This window comes from Acinetobacter sp. MD2(2019), from assembly GCF_035615615.1.
Classification (GTDB): domain Bacteria; phylum Pseudomonadota; class Gammaproteobacteria; order Pseudomonadales; family Moraxellaceae; genus Acinetobacter.
In genome coordinates this window covers 106,173-122,678 of record NZ_VTDU01000004.1, presented here as the reverse complement: position 1 = coordinate 122,678, position 16,506 = coordinate 106,173, and the positions used below count along the sequence as shown (strand labels likewise).

15 protein-coding genes and 4 tRNA genes are annotated in these 16,506 nt (G+C 40.5%); 12 read left to right on the top strand and 7 right to left on the bottom strand.

The window, feature by feature from the left end; translation table 11 throughout:
* Window positions 1-9: 9 nt before the first annotated feature.
* The 4 genes from I2F62_RS03770 to I2F62_RS03755 all read left to right on the top strand — a co-directional run bounded on the left by I2F62_RS03770 (window position 10) and on the right by I2F62_RS03755 (window position 4,047).
* The gene (locus tag I2F62_RS03770; protein WP_324625684.1) at window positions 10-1,098 is read left to right on the top strand and encodes an HlyD family secretion protein; all 1,089 of its coding nucleotides are present in this window, start codon (window positions 10-12) and stop codon (window positions 1,096-1,098) included.
* Window positions 1,099-1,100: 2 nt separating this feature from the next.
* Window positions 1,101-2,228: an ABC transporter permease gene (locus I2F62_RS03765; protein WP_324625683.1), complete on the top strand. Its 1,128-nt coding sequence runs from the start codon at window positions 1,101-1,103 to the stop codon at window positions 2,226-2,228.
* Entirely contained in the window at window positions 2,225-3,328 is a 1,104-nt protein-coding gene (locus tag I2F62_RS03760) for an ABC transporter permease (protein WP_324625682.1), read from the top strand. The genes I2F62_RS03765 and I2F62_RS03760 overlap by 4 nt, the downstream gene beginning before the upstream one ends.
* A 356-nt stretch (window positions 3,329-3,684) precedes the next feature.
* Window positions 3,685-4,047, top strand: coding sequence for a DUF5339 family protein (locus I2F62_RS03755; RefSeq protein ID WP_324625681.1), 363 nt, complete (start codon window positions 3,685-3,687; stop codon window positions 4,045-4,047).
* Between the two features lie 154 nt (window positions 4,048-4,201).
* Here the strand turns inward: I2F62_RS03755 and groL are convergent, their stop codons facing one another.
* The 4 genes from groL to I2F62_RS03735 all read right to left on the bottom strand — a co-directional run bounded on the left by groL (window position 4,202) and on the right by I2F62_RS03735 (window position 8,064).
* On the bottom strand, window positions 4,202-5,836 hold the full coding sequence (groL, locus tag I2F62_RS03750) for a chaperonin GroEL (protein ID WP_324625680.1): 1,635 nt from the start codon (window positions 5,834-5,836) through the stop codon (window positions 4,202-4,204).
* Window positions 5,837-5,897: 61 nt separating this feature from the next.
* Window positions 5,898-6,188 (bottom strand): co-chaperone GroES, encoded by a 291-nt coding sequence (locus I2F62_RS03745; protein WP_324625679.1) that lies wholly within the window; start codon window positions 6,186-6,188, stop codon window positions 5,898-5,900.
* Window positions 6,189-6,380: 192 nt separating this feature from the next.
* Entirely contained in the window at window positions 6,381-7,142 is a 762-nt protein-coding gene (locus I2F62_RS03740) for a metallophosphoesterase family protein (RefSeq protein ID WP_324625678.1), read from the bottom strand.
* A complete protein-coding gene (locus tag I2F62_RS03735; RefSeq protein WP_324625677.1) occupies window positions 7,123-8,064 on the bottom strand; it encodes a diacylglycerol/lipid kinase family protein in 942 nt (313 codons plus the stop codon). The genes I2F62_RS03740 and I2F62_RS03735 overlap by 20 nt, the downstream gene beginning before the upstream one ends.
* Before the next feature lie 380 nt (window positions 8,065-8,444).
* Here I2F62_RS03735 and I2F62_RS03730 point away from each other — a divergent pair, with 380 nt between their 5' ends.
* Together I2F62_RS03730 and I2F62_RS03725 are read left to right on the top strand one after the other, a co-directional pair.
* The gene (locus I2F62_RS03730; RefSeq protein ID WP_324625742.1) at window positions 8,445-10,289 is read left to right on the top strand and encodes a phosphoenolpyruvate carboxykinase (GTP); all 1,845 of its coding nucleotides are present in this window, start codon (window positions 8,445-8,447) and stop codon (window positions 10,287-10,289) included.
* Window positions 10,290-10,373: 84 nt separating this feature from the next.
* Window positions 10,374-10,778: a hypothetical protein gene (locus tag I2F62_RS03725; protein ID WP_324625676.1), complete on the top strand. Its 405-nt coding sequence runs from the start codon at window positions 10,374-10,376 to the stop codon at window positions 10,776-10,778.
* A gap of 78 nt (window positions 10,779-10,856) precedes the next feature.
* Here I2F62_RS03725 and I2F62_RS03720 read toward each other — a convergent pair whose 3' ends face one another.
* Entirely contained in the window at window positions 10,857-12,155 is a 1,299-nt protein-coding gene (locus I2F62_RS03720; RefSeq protein WP_324625675.1) for an MFS transporter, read from the bottom strand.
* Window positions 12,156-12,389: 234 nt separating this feature from the next.
* On the opposite strand from I2F62_RS03720, the gene I2F62_RS03715 reads away from it, so the two are divergent.
* Window positions 12,390-12,812, top strand: a complete 423-nt coding sequence (locus tag I2F62_RS03715) for a hypothetical protein (RefSeq protein ID WP_324625674.1) — start codon at window positions 12,390-12,392, stop codon at window positions 12,810-12,812.
* 52 nt (window positions 12,813-12,864) lie between these two features.
* A complete protein-coding gene (locus I2F62_RS03710; protein WP_324625673.1) occupies window positions 12,865-13,698 on the top strand; it encodes a DMT family transporter in 834 nt (277 codons plus the stop codon).
* Here the strand turns inward: I2F62_RS03710 and I2F62_RS03705 are convergent.
* Together I2F62_RS03705 and folD are read right to left on the bottom strand one after the other, a co-directional pair.
* Window positions 13,695-14,369, bottom strand: a complete 675-nt coding sequence (locus tag I2F62_RS03705) for a class I SAM-dependent methyltransferase (protein ID WP_324625672.1) — start codon at window positions 14,367-14,369, stop codon at window positions 13,695-13,697. The genes I2F62_RS03710 and I2F62_RS03705 overlap by 4 nt on opposite strands.
* An 81-nt stretch (window positions 14,370-14,450) precedes the next feature.
* The gene (gene folD, locus I2F62_RS03700; protein ID WP_324625671.1) at window positions 14,451-15,299 is read right to left on the bottom strand and encodes a bifunctional methylenetetrahydrofolate dehydrogenase/methenyltetrahydrofolate cyclohydrolase FolD; all 849 of its coding nucleotides are present in this window, start codon (window positions 15,297-15,299) and stop codon (window positions 14,451-14,453) included.
* A 153-nt stretch (window positions 15,300-15,452) separates the two neighbouring features.
* Between folD and I2F62_RS03695 the strand changes: the two genes are divergently transcribed.
* From I2F62_RS03695 to I2F62_RS03680, 4 genes are all read left to right on the top strand, one after another.
* A tRNA-Cys gene (locus tag I2F62_RS03695) sits at window positions 15,453-15,526 on the top strand.
* Window positions 15,527-15,536: 10 nt separating this feature from the next.
* Window positions 15,537-15,622 (top strand) — tRNA-Leu (locus I2F62_RS03690).
* A gap of 389 nt (window positions 15,623-16,011) precedes the next feature.
* Window positions 16,012-16,097: transfer RNA gene (locus I2F62_RS03685), tRNA-Leu, on the top strand.
* 252 nt (window positions 16,098-16,349) lie between these two features.
* Window positions 16,350-16,435 (top strand) — tRNA-Leu (locus tag I2F62_RS03680).
* Window positions 16,436-16,506 lie beyond the last annotated feature (71 nt).

The window sequence follows — 16,506 nt, the reverse complement described above, 5'->3', positions numbered from 1 at the left end:
AGGAATATTATGACTTCAAAAGACGAATCTCAACATGACCTCCCGTCAAATTCTGCGGAAGATACGTCTGAACAGCATGAAAAAACCAATTCGAATGTAAACAAAACAGCAAAAAATGGCAAAGTTAAAATCATTATTGCAATTGTTCTGCTGCTGTTATTGCTACTGATTGCCTTTGGTCTTTGGAAAAGCTATCAACCACAATATGTCGATATTCAAGGGCGTGTCGAAGCCGATACCATACAAGTCACCACCAAAGTGCCTAGCCGCTTAGAAGAAATTTATATAGAAGAAGGTCAACACATACAAAAAGGTCAACCTTTGGCTCGCTTGTATAGCCCCGAAGTCGATGCAAAAAAACAACAAGCTTTAGCCGCTTTACAATCTGCACAAGCACTTCAAGAATCTGTGGCACGCGGTGCACGTGAAGAAAATGCCGACAGCTTATATGCCAATTGGCAAAGTCTGAAAGCACAAGAAGTTTTGGCAGCAACCACTTACCAACGTGGGGCAAATTTATATCAACAAGGGGTGATTTCTCGGCAACGTAAAGATGAATTATGGGCCGCAAAAAAGTCGAGCAGCGAAATGACTGAAGCGGCGTATCAACAATATAAACGCGCCAAAGCCGGCGGTACAACGCAGCAAAGAAGTAGTGCCGCAGCGCAAGTCGATATTGCCCAAGCCGCGGTCAATGAAGCCAATGCACTGGTCGCAGAAACCCAATTAATTGCGCCCATTACTGGAACTGTATCGAAAATTTATGGCAAACCGTCTGAATTAGTTGCAGCCGCTGTACCAATTGTTAGCGTGTTAGATACTAACCATCTTTGGGTGAGTTTAAATGTTCGTGAAGATCAATACGCCGATATTTATAAAGCCAAAGTTATTGAAGGCACCATTCCCGCGCTGAATAAAACTATGAACTTTAAAATAGACAGTATTGATGCCGAGGGTGATTTTGCAACGCTACGTAATACTCGGCAAACTGGCGGATACGATATTCGCAGCTTTAAATTACATCTTAGCCCTGAACACGGCAGTGTCGATTTAAAAATGGGCATGAGTGTGATTTTTAAAGTGAAACAGGCCAATTAAGCATGTTTTCTAGCATGCGCCGTGAACTGCGCTATTTATGGCAACATAAATGGGATTTAAGCATGCTCACCCTTGCACCACTCATCATTATTGTCTTGTTTGCAAGCATGTTTTATGCCGGTCAGGCGCGTCATTTGCCAATTGCGATTGTCGATCAGGACCATAGTCAATTAAGCCAAACCATTCAGCAGCGACTCCGTCAAAATAATACGCTGCATATTCAATATGTCACCACACAAACTGCCGAAGCCGAACATTGGTTAAATAGCACAAAAATTTGGGGCTATGTAAGCATTCCCGAAGGCGCAGAACAGCGTCTGGTGAAAGGACAAGATGCCCACATTGGCATTTTTTATAACCAAGCGTTTTATAGTATTGGCAATAGCATCTCAACGGCAATGCAATTGGCAACTTATCAAGCCAGTTTGAGTTACTTACAAGAAGATTATCTGAAAAATAGCCTTCCCTATCTAGATGCACCTTTACCGCACTTAAAAGTTTCGGCACTGTATAACCCAAGTTTAAGTTATGAATTTTTCTTAGAACCCTTCATAATTCCTGCAATGTTGCACCTTTTACTTTGCTGCACAGTCGCGTTTAGTGTAGGCCAAGAGCTAAAACGAAAAACTGTCGATACATGGTTGAACACATCCACATTCAACGCCTTATTGGGAAAAATTTTGGTCCATGTTTTCATTGTCTGTTTTTGGACTTGGGCTTGGATGTATTGGCTGATTTTCTTTAGAGGATGGTTTGTTGCAGGCAGTGTCTGGCTGATTTTAACCGCGCAATTTCTGATGTATTTTATCTATGCCTGTATTAGCTGTGTGATTGTTTTAGCCACCAAAGATTTAAACAAATCCTTCGGCGTGATTGCAATTTACGGCGGATCCTCATTAAGTTTTGCAGGTGTAACCTTGCCTGTAAATAATGCACCACTGTTTACTCGATTTTGGTCAGAACTTTTACCCTACACGCCTTATGTAAAACTACAAACCCAACAATGGGTAGTTGGCAGTTCATGGACTGTTTCTATTTTACCGTTGCTCATTTTAGTTATTTCGGCAGTGTTTTATTTAGGATTAAGCCAATGGTTGGCAAGTAAAATTAAAAAGGCAACCGGCGTATGAAAAATTTTTGGCATTTTTACCTTCAAACATTTCAAAACATTGTTAAAAACTCATCCGTTTTTACAACTATGGTGCTGGCCATTCTGCTCTATGGTTTTTTTTATCCAACTGCCTATCAAGCACAACATGCCGAAGCCATTCCAATTGTTATCGTTGATGAAGAACAAAGCCAATTAACCCAAATGATGATTCAAGCGGCATCACAAAGCCCGAACATCCACATTAAAAAAATTACACCGCAATTTAATGAAGCACAAAATATGCTGCAAAATCAGCAAGCCGAAGGCATGTTGTATTTACCACAAAACTTAAGCCAAAGTTTAAGACATGGGGAAACTGGCGGAATTGGGCTGTATTTAAGCGCGGCTTATTTTCTGCGTTTAAAAGAAGCTGGTACAGGACTTGCAGAAGCACTTGAATCGGTTGCCGCTGAATATGCAGCAAAATATTCGCAAATTTCGCATTTTGAAATTACACCGAGTATTCATAAAGTAACCCTGTTTAATCCTCTTTCAGGCTATGGCAGCTATATTTTTCCTGCGGTTGCGCCCTTAATTATCCATCAAACGTTGTTACTCGGATTTACCATGCTCATTAGCAGTTACCGAGAAAAAAAATGGCGACCATCTAAAACTGAGTTTTTTGCCCATTTTGCCAGTGCCATCACCATCGGTTGCTTAGGCTGTTTTTATTTATTTGGCTTTATATTTTGGTTGTATGACTATCCGCGTGGTGGAAATTTCTGGGGAATGTTACTCACTGTCCCCATTTATGTGAGTGCCGTTGCAGCAATGAGCATGTTATTGGCTTCATTTTTAGACATGCAAGAACGGACTGGACATCTGCTTGTAGTCAGTTCCATTCCCCTATTTCTACTTTCAGGGATCGCATGGCCACATGAAGCCATGCCCTTCATTGTGCAAAAATTAGCATGGATTCTTCCATCGACCCAAGGCATTCAAATGTTTGTACAACTCAATCAAATGGGTGTACCAACGACAATTATTGTACCCAAACTCGCCTATTTGCTAGGTTGTATGCTCATTTTTTTAAGTTTTGCATATTGGCGCTTAGTTAAAGTGAATTCTAAACAAGTGTAGTACTGAATTATTCGATTCAACTTTATTTAGATTTATTGCAGTAATGCCCGATTTAAGACTAAATTTCAAAGTATAGAGATAAATATTCGCATCTAATGTACTCAGTTTATATTTCAAATGGATATAATCTTGCAAATAAAAAATTCTGGTACGCATTATTAAACATCATTGCGTACACACTGATTGCTTTGGATAAAGTGAAAATTTGAGTGCTCATGACTTGCAATGCAATAACCCACTTACACATGCACATTGTAAATATTTAAACGCTCAGACGAATAACCTAATTTAATATTGATTAAAGTTGTTATTTATATTAATTTATGTGAACCAATTAACATAAATGGATTTATTCTATGAAAACTAAGTTTGCTTTTTCATTTTTACTTCTTTCTTTAGCACTTACTGCATGTTCTAAACCTGAAAATAAAGAAAGTTCAGAAACTACTGCAACTGCTTCAGCGGCATCTGCTCCTGCCACCACAGCAACTGCTTCTGCACAAACTCAATTGCCAGAAAGCTGTGAAAAATATTTCACCACGGTTGAAAATTTCATTAAAGATTACCCACAAGTGGCTGAAACCTATAAAACTCAATTAGACCAAGCACGTACACAGTGGGCATCTATTTCGGACAAAACACAATTGACACAAGCATGTGAGCAAGCAAATACCCAATTTGAAACAGTACTAAAATCGATGCCAAAAAAACCGAGCTAATAAAAATTAGTTTTTTAAATTGCTTAAAAATAAAAAAGGTCGCAATTAAGCGACCTTTTTTATTTTTAAGCTTAGTGGAGTAATCTAGTGAGTCACATCAAAAAAAATTAATGAATGACAACAAAATTACAGACACTTCTTAGGCATTAAGCGATTACATCATACCGCCCATTCCACCCATACCGCCCATGTCTGGTGCAGCAGGTTTATCTTCTGGAATATCAGTGATCATCGCTTCAGTGGTCAACATTAAACCTGCAACAGATGCTGCATGCTCAAGAGCTGAACGAGTCACTTTAGCAGGGTCTAAAATACCCATTTCAAGCATATCGCCATATTCGCCAGTAGCTGCATTGTAACCGAAGTTACCTTCGCCTGCTTTAACCGCATTAACAACAACAGACGGTTCATCACCTGCGTTTGATACGATTTGACGAAGTGGCGCTTCAATCGCACGGCGTAAAATGTTGATACCCACAGTTTGGTCATCATTTGCGCCAGTTAAGCCGTCAAGTGAATTTACTGCGCGTACTAGTGCAACACCACCACCAGCAACAACACCTTCTTCAACCGCAGCACGCGTTGCATGAAGCGCATCGTCTACGCGGTCTTTCTTCTCTTTCATTTCAACTTCAGTTGCTGCACCAATTTTGATAACTGCTACACCGCCTGCTAATTTAGCAACACGTTCTTGAAGTTTTTCTTTGTCGTATTCAGACGTAGATTCTTCAATTTGTGCGCGGATTTGTTGAACACGTTCAGCGATTTGCGCTGCATTACCAGCACCATCAACAATCACGGTGTTTTCTTTAGATACTGTTACTTTATGCGCAGTACCTAAATCTTGTAGCGATGCTTGTTCTAAAGACATACCAATTTCTTCAGAAATCACAGTTGCGCCAGTCAAGATTGCAATATCTTGCAACATTGCTTTACGACGGTCACCAAAACCTGGTGCTTTCACTGCACAAACTTTAATAATACCGCGCATGTTGTTCACAACAAGTGTAGCAAGCGCTTCACCTTCAACATCTTCAGCGATGATTAAAAGTGGTTTACCAGTCTTAGCAACTGCTTCTAAAGTGGTGATCAACTCACGGATGTTGCTGATTTTTTTATCAACAAGCAGAATGAACGGATTTTCAAGTTCAGCAGTTAGCGTGTCTTGTTTGTTGGCAAAGTATGGGCTGATGTAACCACGGTCAAACTGCATACCTTCAACAACGTCAAGCGCATCTTCGAAGCCAGAACCTTCTTCAACTGTAATTACGCCTTCTTTACCGACTTTTTCCATCGCTTGAGCGATCAATTTACCAACAGTTTCGTCAGAGTTTGCAGAAATTGAACCGACTTGCTCAATGGCTTTAAAGTCATCCGCAGGTTTTGCTGTATCACGAATGTTGGCAACAACTGCTTTAACCGCAATATCAATCCCGCGTTTTAAATCCATTGGGTTCATACCAGCAGTCACTGATTTGATCCCTTCATTTAAAATTGCTTGCGCCAATACAGTTGCAGTTGTTGTACCGTCACCTGCAATATCGTTGGTTTTGCTTGATACTTCACGTACCAACTGCGCACCCATGTTTTCAAACTTGTCTTTTAGGGTAATTTCTTTGGCAACCGTTACACCATCTTTAGTGATGTGCGGCGCACCAAAAGAACGGTCGATCACAACGTTGCGACCTTTAGGACCTAAAGTTACTTTTACTGCATCTGCAAGTACGTTTACACCTGCGATCATTTTTGAACGCGCTGAATCACCGAATTTTACGTCTTTAGCTGACATGTCTTACTCCGAATTTTTGAATCAATATAATCTGAAAAAATAGCAATCTAAAACTGGGGGCTTAGCCTTCAAGCACTGCTAAAATATCAGACTCTTTCATAATCAATAGCTCTTCGCCGCTGACTTTCACTGTTGTACCTGCATAAGTACCGAACAATACTTTATCGCCAACGTTTACATCTAATGCGCGCACACCATTGTCGGTGATTTGACCATTACCCACTGCAATGACTTCACCTTGAGCAGGTTTTTCAGCAGCTGAACCTGGTAATAAAATGCCACCAGCCGTTTTTGTTTCTTCTTCTACACGACGAATCACAACGCGATCATGTAATGGACGAATAGTGCTCATAGGAAACTCCATTAAGTTAAGTTTTTTCACAATGTTTGATGACTTTATAATCCTTAAAGCCACCAACTATATTTTGTAAGGATGTCATTGTTTTGGGGATGGAAAATAATGCTTCAAGGGGCGAAGCTAAAAAAATCACGTTTTTTTGCATTTTTTTGATCACAACAACCACACTCGCTGTTTTTTTAAGCGCTACGGCATTAAAACAAACTGTTGTTGTATTCGATGAAACTGATAATGCTGCACCTGACCGTCTGGCATGAGCACATTAAAACTGTTGGGATAGTTCTGATGTAAGCGAAAAGAGGTTGCCGTGCCGGCATGAATTTCTAATACGGGATGCGTTTGCTGCAAATGATAGATTTGATTTAAATCATAGACCGCAGCCTGATGCACATGCCCATGCAACAATGCAAATAAGCCATTCTTACTCCACGCCTGCAAAGCCATTTTGCCAAGAATCGGACAATCTTTTAACCCATGCGGATGTTGCGCAGACGCATAAAACGGTTGATGCACCACCACCATTTTTAATTTATGTTTAGGCATGTGCTTTAAAATTTCATCAATATATTGAATTTGCGCTAAGGAAATATGCCCTCGGGTATGATGTCGCCTACGAATACTATTCACGCCAATTAAACAATAATGTTCGGTTTCCAAAACCCGCTCAGTTTCACCGAAAAAAAGCTTATAACTTGCAAATGGTTGCAGCATACGATGCCAAACATGGTACAGCGGAATATCATGATTTCCGGGGACTACCAAATAAGGAATATCCAAACTATCTAAGAAATGTTTACATTTTAAAAACTGTACAAACTTGGCGCGCTGGGTTAAATCCCCGCTCACCGCAATTGCTTCAATCGGATGCTGCCTACAAAACTGTTTAATGGCGGTTAAACATTCGGGTTTTTCAGTGCCAAAATGCAAATCAGACAGATGTAACAACATACGGCACCATCAAATTTAAGGCATTTTTTTCAACAGTTAACTTCAGTGGCAATTGCTCGGTACGTAATTCACCATCCACCGCCACACGAATAGTTTTGGCTTTTTTCACATATATTTCGACAGAATCTGCACTAAAACTGTAAACCTGTGGTGCTTTTTCAATCTCGCCTCGTACCAATTGAATCAAAAGCTTCAAAACAGCCAAAGGTGTGCTTTTTGCAACCACAATACCCGCCAGTCGTCCCTCTTTTGCACCCTGAGCAATTTTTAAATTGAGCTCTTGTAATTGTAATGTATTATTGCCAAAAAAAATGAGCGGCGTTTTGACCGGATATTTTTCTCCATCGACAACAATTTCTAGCTTTAACTCTGGATATTTCCGAAACAACACATCTAAAGCAGAAGTATATGCATGAATTTTAAAGCGCCCTAACCACCGATTGTAATATTCCCGTTTTTCGATAAATAACGGATACAAGCCCAAACTGGCATTATTTAAATACACCAAATGATTCAACCGTGCCACATGAATGGGTAAGCTTTGCCCGGTCGCAATCACCTTTGCAGCATCCAATAAATTTAAAGGAATGTTATAGGCGCGAGCAACATAGTTAAATGTGCCTAATGGCAAAACCCCCAGAGGAATATCGGTTTTCATTAAATATCCTGCCACTGAATTTAAAGTACCATCACCACCTGCGGCAACCACAACGCCCTTATTTTCAAATTGCTGATGGCGATGCAGAATTTCTTGCATCGCCTGATCAATGGATTTTTTTTCGCAAAACTCGAAAACTTGTATTTCAAATCCGTAATCTGTAAAAATTGTCATCATTTGTTCATACACATCTTCTTTTTGTTGTGCATGAAATCCAGATTTTTCGTTATATAAAATTGAAAGTGGCTTCAGCAATTTGACCATTTCACCCTCCTTTTTGTTTATTGTGATTGTTTTTTATCCACAAAAAAGTGATTTTATGTAAAAATAGCACAGATAAAAGCAATCTGAAGTTAATTTTTGGAACATTTACTCTAATTATTAAATATATGAAATAAATTAACATTTTAAAAATAAATGTTTTTATTTTTAATATTTTAATTAGAAATAACAAGAAACAACAAACCTAAGCACATGTTTTAAAACAATAATATTTTCTGCACTTTTCCTGTATCAAGTTCAGCCACATTCCAACATCTTAAATTCTGTTCATGTTTATGTTTTAATAGCCGCACTTTTCAACACACTCACGATCAGCGCTTGTTGTTATCTAGGTGTGTTTGGTTTCCTTATTATCAAAGGCCATCAACATGACTCAAGTGAATGCACCTGAATTCGTACGCCATCCTAAGCTGATTGCATGGGTGGAAGAAATTGCTCAATTAACCAAACCAGCAAAAATCGAATGGTGTGACGGCAGCGAAGAAGAACATCAACGTCTTATTGATTTGATGATTGCGAACGGCACGATGCAAAAACTGAACCAAGAAAAGCATCCAGGTTCTTATTTAGCTAATTCAGACCCTTCTGACGTTGCACGTGTTGAAGACCGTACTTATATCTGTTCAGAAAAACAAGAAGATGCTGGCGCAACGAACAACTGGGAAGACCCGGCAATCATGCGCGAAAAATTAAATGGCTTGTTTGATGGTGCTATGCAAGGCCGTACCATGTACGTGGTTCCTTTTTCTATGGGCCCACTCGGTAGCCATATTGCACATATTGGCATTGAAATTACAGATTCTCCGTACGTTGCGGTTAGCATGCGTAAAATGGCGCGTATGGGTAAAGCGGTATATGACGTATTAGGTACCGATGGCGAGTTTATTCCTTGTGTACATACCGTTGGTGCACCTTTGGCTGAAGGTCAAGCTGACGCTGTTTGGCCGTGTAACAAAGAAAAATATATTGTTCATTACCCGGAAACTCGCGAAATCTGGTCTTTTGGTTCGGGTTATGGCGGCAACGCATTACTCGGCAAAAAATGTCTTGCGCTACGTATTGCATCGGTAATGGGCCGTGAGCAAGGTTGGTTAGCTGAACATATGCTTATTTTGGGCGTAACCAATCCAAAAGGTGAAAAACACTATATCGCAGCAGCATTCCCTTCTGCATGTGGTAAAACCAACTTTGCAATGCTCATTCCACCTGCAGGTTATGAAGGTTGGAAAATTGAAACTGTAGGCGATGATATTGCTTGGATTAAACCAGGCGAAGATGGCCGCTTATATGCAATTAACCCTGAAGCAGGTTTCTTTGGTGTTGCACCAGGTACAAATACCAAAACCAATCCAAACTGTATTGCAACCATGCATAAAGACGTGATCTACACTAACGTTGCAGTTACAGATGATGGTCAAGTGTGGTGGGAAGGCTTAACTAAAGAAGTTCCAGCAAACCTAACCACATGGAAAGGTCAGCCATACGCTGAAGGTGAAAAAGCAGCTCACCCTAACTCACGTTTCACGGTATCGGCTTCACAATGTCCATCAATTGATGCAGACTGGGAAAATCCAAAAGGTGTTCCTATTTCAGCATTTATCTTCGGTGGTCGCCGTGCGGACACTGTGCCGTTAATTAGCGAAGCATTCGATTGGGTGGATGGTGTTTATAAAGCTGCAACGATGGGTTCTGAAACCACTGCAGCTGCTGTGGGTCAGCAAGGTGTTGTCCGCCGCGACCCATTTGCAATGTTGCCGTTTACAGGCTACAACATGGCAGATTACTTTAACCATTGGTTAGAACTTGGTCAAACCGTAGGTGCTAAAGCGCAAGCAGCTGGCAATCAATTACCAAAAATCTTTAACGTGAACTGGTTCCGCCGCGATGAAAATGGTCAATTCGTATGGCCGGGCTTTGGTCAAAATACACGTGTTCTAGAGTGGATTATTGACCGTGTTGAAGGTCGTGCCAATGCAGTTGAAACACCAATCGGTTTCGTTCCAACCTATAACGACATTAATTGGACAGGTACAGATTTCTCTGAAGCCGACTTTGAAAAAGTCACTTCTCAAGATAAAGCTCTTTGGTTAAAAGAAATTGAAAGCCACACAGAATTGTTCGACAAACTTGGTAAACGTTTACCAAAAGCGTTAAAGCAACGTCAAGCAGAGTTGTTACAAGCACTTGAAGCATCAGATGCCGCTTAAAAGCAAATGAGAAATAAAAGCCACCTAATGTGGCTTTTATTTTGCTCCATTCAATTTATAACTAGACCATTAAAGGATAATCCTTTGAAAAAATATTTAATGCTCACAGGCTTAAGCTTAATGCTAAGCAGTCAAATTTATGCAACTACGCCTAATGCTCAAACAAACGCAAGCACCAATACTCAAGTAAAGCACTTGGCACCAGTTTGTTTAATTGAAGGCGTCCCGACAACAGCCTATACCGAAATTAAGCGTATCAAAATTGCCAAAGGCACTTTTGGTAGTGTGACTGACCTTTACCCACGCATTCAAGAAAGAGCACAACATTTAGGTGCTACTGCCATTATTAACTACCATTCAACACAACGTTTTGGTTTTTGGCCTTGGCGATTTGTTCGACCTGTAATGACAGGAACAGCAGTTAAATGGCAATCCAACACAGCTCCTGACTGCAAAACCTTAGGTGGTCTCGAACTTAAAGGCAGCTAATTAACATATTCTCTGCAATAAAAATACCAGCCAATGATTGGCTGGTATTTTTATTATTGAGTGCGTTAACAGCAAAAACTAGTGATCATGATGTAAATATTCAGGTTCTTTAGGTAAGGCCCAACTGCATAAGAAACAAATCACTAGCATGACAATCACATAAATAAAGAAGGTATTTTCAATACCCGCACCTTTAAACTGTAAGGCAACCGCAGGCGCAGAACCACCAAAAATGGCATTTGCGATAGCATAAGAAAAACCAACACCTAATGCGCGCACATGTGCGGGAAACATTTCAGCTTTGATTAAACCACTAATGGAGGTATAAAAGCTAAGCAGCATCATTAGGAAAATCAGCAGCAAGGTCACCAAAACAGGCGAGCCGCTGACAGAGCGCATACCAATCACCATGACGGGATAAATAGAAATAGCCAATGATGCGCTAAAAATAAGCATCGATTTACGTCGTCCAATCCGATCTGCAATTGCACCGAACAGAGGTTGAGCCAACATAAAGACAAAAAGCGCAGCTGTCATCATTAAGCCCACCGTTTTTCCTGAAATACCCAATGCAGTAATGTAGGTTTTTGAATAAACGGTAATGACATAAAAACTTAAAGATCCTGCTGCGGTATAGCCCACAACCAGTAAGAATGACTTCCAATGCTTTGCAAAAAGCTCTTTTAGACTGCCAGACTCTTCGCGCTGAGTATCATCATCAGATAAGGTTTCTTCTAAGCGACGGCGTGCAAGCAAAGACAATAAAGCGGTAATCCCACCAATCACAAATGGAATTCTCCAACCGCCATCTTGTAGTTGCTGTTCACTCATCAGCATGAGCATAATTACCCCAAGTAAGCTTGCAAGCAATTGACCGCCAGACAAGGTGACATATTGGAACGATGCGTAAAATCCACGTTTACCTTTTAAAGCAATTTCGCTCATGTAGGTGGCAACAGCGCCATACTCACCACCCACCGAAAGCCCTTGCAGTAACCGAACCAATAACAGTAAAAATGGTGCCACCATGCCAACCTGAGCATAGGTAGGCAATGCAGCAAATAAGAAAGAGCTGACTGCCATTAAGCAAATCGAAATGACCATCGATTGTTTTCGGCCGTATTTGTCTGCAATTCGTCCAAATACCCAGCTACCTATCGGTCGCATAAAGAAGCTTGCTGCAAAAACGCCCCAAACATATACTGATTTGGTCGTAGAGTTCATATCGGGTGCAGTTAAGGCGTGCTGAAAATAAACCGCAAAAACGGCATAAATATAAAAATCAAACCACTCAACTAAATTTCCCGATGCCGCCCCCACAATACCAAAAATTCGTTTCCGTTTTTCTTCTGGACTATATACATGTTCAGTCGTCATGCGCACGCTCCTCTTGCATTATTATTTAACTTAAGAATGTATGTTTGCAGTAATATGCCAAGTGATGTGAACTAATCCCCTAACTTGATTAGATATATCACATTTTTGGTTAAATTTTCGTAATCACCAACAAAAGTCGCATGCGATCTCGATTATTTTGTAACCACAACAAACAGATGAGTATTTCATCTGGCTATGGCATACTAAAGCCAAAATGCCATAGGTTAAATCCGCATGAACACAACATTAAAATTAATGAGTTTCGCACTTTTTGCAGCAGGTCTAAGTGCATGCCAAAATATGCCACAAAGTTATAATGGCAACTCAGGCTACAAAGTTGAAAGCCAAAGTAGTAACAGCGCAATTATTAGCTACACCTTAGCAGTACATGCTAATCAAAATGTAAATACCACCAAATTAGAAAACGTATGTAAGCGCGTTTTGGGTTCAAACCAAAATTATAAAGTGGATATTTTAAGTAGTTCAGAAATCATTAACCCTGCAAGCTTGCCTCAGCAAAGTGGTGTACAAATTGGTAGCAGTAATGCCACTTTTGGTTTAAGCAATACGAGCAGTAATGACAATGTTACGCTTCGCAACACCATGCAAACTCACCCAAGCACATTAACCGTTGTGCGCTACCGTTGTTCTTCTTAACGTGTCTTTAACTCAACCTTTAAAATAAAACGTTACGATTCATCGGTCAGCCATGTCCGTTAACGTATTTATTATTCTGTTATTTGCTGCCTGCTTACATGCTTCTTGGAATGCAATTATAAAATCAGGCAGCAATAAACATATGACCACCTGTTTGGTTACCACAACCGCAGCCATTATTGCGCTCATCTTTTTACCCTTTTTACCGCAGCCTCATTTGAGCAGTTGGCCATATCTTGCCTGCTCTGTAGTTTTACAAATCATTTATTTTAGCTTAATTGCAAAAACCTACCATGTGACCGATATGGCGCAAAGCTATCCACTCATGCGAGGAACAGCACCATTTTTAGTCGCCATATTTTCAACTGTTGTTTTAGCTGAAAAACTGCATTTTGGCGCGTGGTGCGGCATCACGCTTATTTGCTTGGGTATTTTTGCCATTATTGCCCGTTGGCATCAAAAAAATCGAATCGGTATTTATCTAACATTCATCAATGCCGTTGTAATTGCCAGTTATACACTCATTGATGGAATAGGCGTGCGTGCATCTCACAGCCCAATTGCCTATACCTTGTGGATTTATTTGCTGACGGGTCTTGTTCTAGGCGTTTGGATGCTTAAAACACAAAAAATGACGTTCATTGCATACGCGCAGAAAAATTGGCATTTGGGATTAATGGGTGGGATTGGCAGCATTATCTCTTATGCTTTGGCGTTATGGGCGATGACGCTCTACCCAATTGCAATGATTTCCGCTTTTAGAGAAACCTCAATTTTATTCGCGCTACTCATTTCAAGATTCATGTTAAAAGAAAAATTTTCGCTGAATCGCATCATTGCTGCTATTTTTATTTTCACTGGCGCAATGTTGTTAAAACTCAGTTAAGGCAGACTTCGATAAAAACTTACCAAATTAAATTCTTTGGCTTCATCTAAATCCGGCCAAGTGGTTGCCTGTTTTTCCATCATTTTTACATAATTGGGATGATCGAAATGTCTTACCCGACTGTCTGCCACCCAAACATTTTGCGTAATTTTCAAAAAATCATCTAAGAAAAATCGATTGCATTGATCATATAAAACATCGGCAGCCAAAAGAACATCGACGGGTTCAGCCCGATATAAATCATCTAAATATTCGAGTTCAACGGCATTTAATTGGGCATTTGCATGGCAAGCAGCCAAACTGATTGGATCAATATCACAGCAAATCACACGTTTTGCACCTGCCAGCTTTGCAGCAATGGCAACCACGCCAGAACCTGAACCGAAATCGAGTACAGTTTTACCTTGTACCTGTTCAGGATGCTCTAATAACCACTGCGCCATCGCCAAACCAGATGCCCAGCAAAAAATCCAATATGGTGTATTTTCCCAAATCTGGCGAATGACTTCATCATCCAATCGTTCTGTGGGAAAAACTGGTGGAATTAACCATAACTTTATTGGCGTTTTGGGTAATTGCTGCACCATAAGCGTGCTATTTGGAATCACGTTATGTAACGCAGCTTGCAATACGTTCGGAATATTTACACTTGGATTTTCGACATGCAACATCAATATACGTCCTGTTAAACATAAAAAATCACCATGCCAATACAAAATCGGCAATGGTGATTTAAAAACAGCAAACTCGATTTAAGCAAAGGCTTTTTCAGCAGCTTCAACAGTTTGACGAATTAACGTAGTAATGGTCATTGGTCCAACACCACCCGGTACAGGCGTATATGCAGATGCAACAGCTTCAATTCCAGTTAATTGAATATCGCCAACACCGCCACCATCACGCGGATGAAAACCTGCGTCCACAACCACTGCACCCGGCTTAATCCAATCTTTTTGAATGAGTTCGGCTTTACCCACTGCACCCACAATAATATCGGCTTGTTTGACAAACTCAGCTAAATTTTGTGTACGCGAATGGCAAATGGTCACCGTTGCATTCGCTTCTAGTAACATTGCGGCCATTGGTTTGCCTAAAATTGCAGAACGACCGACCACAACCGCATGTTTGCCAGCAATTTCAATGTTATTGGCTTTTAAAATGCTCATAATTCCTGCAGGTGTTGCAGAGCCATACGCGGCTTCACCCATTGCCATGCGGCCATACCCTAAGCAGGTCACACCATCGACATCTTTTTCAAGGCTAATCGCATCGAAACATGCGCGCTCGTCAATTTGCTCAGGCACAGGATGTTGTAGCAAAATGCCGTGCACATCGGGATTGGCATTTAGCTTTTCAATTTCAGCCAACAATTGTTCAGTTGTCGTGCTTTGTGGTAACTCAATTTTTAACGAATCCATTCCCACGCGGCGGCAAGCATTACCTTTCATGCGCACATACGTTGCCGAAGCACCATCATCGCCCACCAAAATGGTGGCTAAAATTGGAGTACGACCTGTTTTTGCTTTCAGCACTTCTACTCGTGCAAGTAAATCAGCTTCAATTTGTTTTGCTAACGCTTTTCCATCAAGAACCAAGGCCACAATGCTTCTCCAAAGGTGGATATCAACTAATTTTCTAAATAATACATGATTATTTAAGCGAATTTATTTTAGATGTTGTTTTTATGTGCATATCAATCACAACGCCTATTGTTTTTTTTTCAAAGGTTGCTAATATACGCATCAACAAGACGCGGCGGGGTGGCAGAGTGGTCATGCAGCGGACTGCAACTCCGTGGACGCCGGTTCGATTCCGACCTCCGCCTCCATCTTGTTAAAGCCCGAGTGGTGAAATCGGTAGACACAGGGGATTTAAAATCCCCCGCCCACAAAGCGTGCCAGTTCGAGTCTGGCCTCGGGCACCATTCTTATACATTAAGATGGTGCAAATAAAAATCCAGCGAAAGCTGGTTTTTTTATGCCTAAAATTAGCGTTTCTTCCAAAAAGTTGAACCAAGCATTTTGGATTTTTCTGACCATTAAAGCGATTTCAATTTTGAATCATCAAAAATAAGCGCAAGCAACATAAACAGCAGAACAACTCAATTCAGTTTCTTTTGAACCCCTATCCTTCCCCCAAAAAACCGATCATCTTTCGATTGTTTCAATATTATGATTTTCGACTATTTTATAACCACATCGCCCGCTTCACCATTTTATTCAACATCAACTATGTTTTACTTGGATAAAACATCTGCAAATAAACCAAACAAGGCTTGCCAAAGCGAAACGGATTCTCTATGATTGCGCCCATGCCCGAGTGGTGAAATCGGTAGACACAGGGGATTTAAAATCCCCCGCCCACAAAGCGTGCCAGTTCGAGTCTGGCCTCGGGCACCATTATTATACTTTAAGATGGTGCAAATAAAATACCCAGCGAAGGCTGGTTTTTTTATGCCTAAAAAAAGCAAAACGTCTTGTTCATTTCCCTTCTGGTTTTTCAAGCCCTGCTTGTAAAATGATTTAAACTCGCTCAATTTCACTGTTATGTAAAAAAGCCGATGATTAAAAAATAGGTGCTTGCCTAAAACATCGCCATACAAATTAAAAATACTTGCGAATACAATTACTTTAATCTATTATTGCGCCCATGCCCGAGTGGTGAAACCGGTAGACACAGGGGATTTAAAATCCCCCGCCCACAAAGCGTGCCAGTTCGAGTCTGGCCTCGGGCACCATTCTTATATTTTAAGATGGTGCAAATAAAATACCCAGCGAAAGCTGGTTTTTTTATGTCTGTTGTTTTTGC